At 58.1% G+C, this 3572-nt stretch carries 2 protein-coding genes and 1 pseudogene; 2 read left to right on the top strand and 1 reads right to left on the bottom strand.

Features of this window, described 5'->3' with window-relative positions:
• Window positions 1-1114 precede the first annotated feature (1114 nt).
• Window positions 1115-1651, bottom strand: coding sequence for a carboxymuconolactone decarboxylase family protein (locus P0D70_RS36255; protein WP_408188061.1), 537 nt, complete (start codon window positions 1649-1651; stop codon window positions 1115-1117).
• Between the two features lie 73 nt (window positions 1652-1724).
• Between P0D70_RS36255 and P0D70_RS36250 the strand changes: the two genes are divergently transcribed.
• Window positions 1725-2762, top strand: coding sequence for a cupin domain-containing protein (locus P0D70_RS36250; protein WP_408188062.1), 1038 nt, complete (start codon window positions 1725-1727; stop codon window positions 2760-2762).
• A gap of 62 nt (window positions 2763-2824) precedes the next feature.
• A pseudogene (locus P0D70_RS36245) lies at window positions 2825-3198 on the top strand (DDE-type integrase/transposase/recombinase); the annotation flags it as partial.
• Window positions 3199-3572 lie beyond the last annotated feature (374 nt).

Genomic DNA, 3572 nt, shown 5'->3' with positions numbered 1-3572 from the left:
CGCATCATTGAGCGCGATCTGAAAGAGATGCTCGGAGAACATGCGGACGATCTATCGAGCCAGCCAATCATTGCGCTATAGAGAATACCGGCACAAGTGATCCGAGAGAATAAAGTCTGTCACGAGGCAATTTTTTAAGCCATTGATTAGATAACGGATTTTTTGGACGCATCGATGCGTTCAAAGTCTGTCACGAGATGCAAGATTAAGGAATCTTGAAAGTGGCTGCGGAATATAGTCTGTCACACTAGAGCGGACGGACCTGAGCGAGCAGTAAGGCTTAAGCAGGGCTACTCGGTGCGAAACTACAGGTCGTCGCCAATGTCGCTTCAAAAGAATTCGTCAAAAATCGATCTGGGCCCCGAGGTGAATGTCCTTTCTGAACGTCGACCAATTCAAATACGCCAATAGGACACGGTCGGGCCATCGGCCGCGATCAAACGTTGAGTTTTTCGGGCCGCAATGCGCGCTCACGTGGCACCGCCATGCAAGACTGTCAGCTACAGGGAGGTCTTCCAACTTTTCGTTTGATGCGAATAGTGGGTTTCGCTTTGACCTGACGCCGTAACGAATCAGGTAAGACAAGCTCTGCGATCGGATTTCCAGCTCGACATATGATGAAACCGCGGTCATCGCGTAGGTACGACACGAGTCGCGTTAGACCCGACCTTGCAGCAGATACGCTGACACAACGCCGCCTCATTATGCGCCTCCTCAACATGCACAAGCCTACGGAAATGCCCCATGACGCGGCGATTCCGCTCGCCTGGCACGTTGCGATTCTGGGAGCGTCCCCTGCAGCAATGGCAAACTGTAATGAGATATCACCGTCGGGCCTGGCACTGAGCGTCAGTAAGAAGCCGACACCGCCGTTTGCTCAACTGGGATTCCGTGCGTACCATCCTGCATCCCGATCAGCGGCGAATTCTTGTCGCGCCACTTCGAGTCCCCAAGCCGGCTTGCTTGTGAAGAACGCTGCCGGCAACAGACCGTCCAGAAGCGAGTGCGGCGAGTACAACCAGAATGGCCGCCTCCATCCCCCGCGATCATCGTCGTTAGGTACAGATCCCGTTCCGTCGGCGCGAACAGCAAGTAGACGCCTTCTTTCTGGAGCTTACTTGACTGCAGGAAAGTCGAGCGTCGTGTCATTCACGCGATTCACGAGATTCGTGAACGTAATCGACGCGATGGCGAGGTTGATTTCAATGATCTGGCGGTCCGTGTAACCGGCCGCCCGCACCGCATCGACAGCCGCCTCGGGCACCGTGCCACGCGTGCCGACCAACGTACCTACATACGTAACCAACGCGTTGCGCTTCGCGTCGCCAGTTGCAACGCCAGCACGCACCTGCTTCATGTCATCGCTCGACAGTCCGGCCAGCTTGCCCATCAACGTATGAGCGGCGACACAGTAGTCACAGCCCACGCGTTCGCTGACAACCAGCTTGATGACTTCGATGTCTGCCTTGCCGAGCGTGCTGGCGGCCACAGCGGCGTCGAACGCGAGCGCCGCGCTGAGCGCTTCGGGGCTGTGCGTGCCGACGGTAGCGTACGCATTAGGCACCTTGCCGACAGCCTTTTTGATCTTCGCGAACACTTCAGCGGCCGCGCCAGTTGCTTCTTCAGGGCGAATGGTGGTCAGACGGGACATGATTCACTCCTTCCTTCGGGTTGGTGGGTTGAACTGCCTAGCCATCTCGTATGGCATGGGAGTCAGTGTAGGGATGCACGGCGAATTCTTTAATGCCATACTTCCGCAATTTCATGCTCAAACGTCTCATATGGAACTGCTGGACCGACTGCTCTCGCTGATGCCCGTCACTGGACGGCTGGATGTGCGATGCCACTTCGGCTCGCCGTGGCGCATCGACCACCCCGAGTCGAATGAGTGGGAATTTCCCTATCACGTGCTGTTGCGGGGAGAGGCCGTGGTGGAAGGCGACGCTGGAGGGAGAAGCGAACCGGCGCTTCGCATGAAAGCCGGCGATATCGTGCTGTTTCCTTCCGGCAGCGCGCACAGCTTGCATGACGGCAGCGGCAATTCGCCCCGCCCGGCGCGCGAGCAGCACAAGGACGGCTTGACCATTGTCACGAACGGCAGCGCACGGGGTGGCGCCGATGTACTGTGCGGCCGCTTCGTGCTCCCGGCGGTACCTCAGCAGTTGATGCGCGACCATCTGCCGGGGCGTTTGCTGGTGAGCAGCGTGAGCAAGCGCGACGGACAGGCACGCGACGCCGCGTTTGCAGCAACCAGGCTTGCACGAATCATTGAGTTGATGCGCGAGGAAGCCTTCGAGCAACGCCCGGGTAGCGCGTCGGTCATCAACCAGTTGTCCGGCGCCCTGTTTGCGTTGACTCTGCGTTGCGCCTCCGATACCGACCAGGCGCCGCGCGGCCTGCTGGCGCTTGCGCAGCGTCAGCGGCTGCAACCGGCCCTAGCGGCCATGTTCGACGAACCCGGGAAGCCGTGGACGCTTGCTCAACTGGCTAAACTCTGTCACATGTCGCGCGCGACGTTTGCACGCCACTTCGAAGAAGCGATCAGCCGCTCAGCCAGCGACGTGCTCACCGAAATTCGCATGGCGCTCGCCGGGCGCAAACTGGCGCAAACAGGGATGTCTGTCGCGGAGATCGGCGAAGCGGTGGGATATCAATCGGATGCAGCGTTTCAGCGCGTGTTCAAACGGCAGGTAGGCATGACGCCGGCAAAGTGGCGCGCCCGTTCCTCAAGAACTGGCGAGCAGGAAAAAAGTCGAGACTGAGAAAGCTTGGCGGACCATCTCGAGAGCGAAGCGGACATTCGACGTGGCGAACGCCAGCGGGTTTCCACAAGCGCATGCTTCATTACTGCCCCCCGCCGCGCAAGGTTATCACCGACCAGCTGCGCAGTTATCCGGCCGCGAAGTCCAGTATCCCCGAACTTGCAAACGTCAAACATGTGTTTTTTAAGGCTGCAACCCGCGTGAACAATCGGGCCGAGAATAGTCATCAACCTAAGCGTGAACGTGAGCGGCGCTTGCGCGGTTTCGAGACCCAAAGCGCACCCAGGTGTTTCTCTCGTGCTTCGGACCAATCCGGCAGCACTTCGCGCTCAAGCGACACTTGCTGCGCGCTTTTCTCTACCGCAATCAACTCGCCCAGCGTTTCGACGCATGGCATCGATTCATCGAATTCGCCCAGAATCCGTCAGCCGTCTGAGCAACTACTCGTCCTCTGTAGATTTGCGCCGTCGATCAGCCAACGTGACAATTCCGCGGCCGCCCCTTTGATTGAGTCGGTTTCGAGACCGTGAGGGGGTTCCATGTTTAGTTCGATTGACACCAATCACGTGTCTAAAAATTCACTACTGTGAAAGGGGGTACCGAGGCGCTCACTTTCCCCCGGCCTCACTGTGCACATTTCTGTCATTGACGGTCGTGTTGCACCGATTAGGCTGAGATAGTAGCGGCGACTAAATAAAAAAAAGCGGCAACCGTGCACAACGGTTGCCGCTTTTTTTTCGCGCCGCCTGATAGAACTAGCGCGCCGCGTGGGTCGACTTGCGCAACTTCGCGACGTCTTCCGCCGTCACT

It is taken from the genome of Paraburkholderia sp. RL17-381-BIF-C (assembly GCF_046026435.1).
Lineage (GTDB): Bacteria > Pseudomonadota > Gammaproteobacteria > Burkholderiales > Burkholderiaceae > Paraburkholderia.
This window is presented reverse-complemented; position numbering and strand designations above follow the sequence as displayed.

Excerpts from the sequence above, each read along its gene's own strand:
- P0D70_RS36255 (WP_408188061.1), bottom strand. The coding sequence starts at position 1,651 with ATGTCCCGTCTGACCACCATTCGCCCTGAAGAAGCAACTGGCGCGGCC.
- P0D70_RS36250 (WP_408188062.1), top strand. The coding sequence starts at position 1,725 with ATGCACGGCGAATTCTTTAATGCCATACTTCCGCAATTTCATGCTCAA.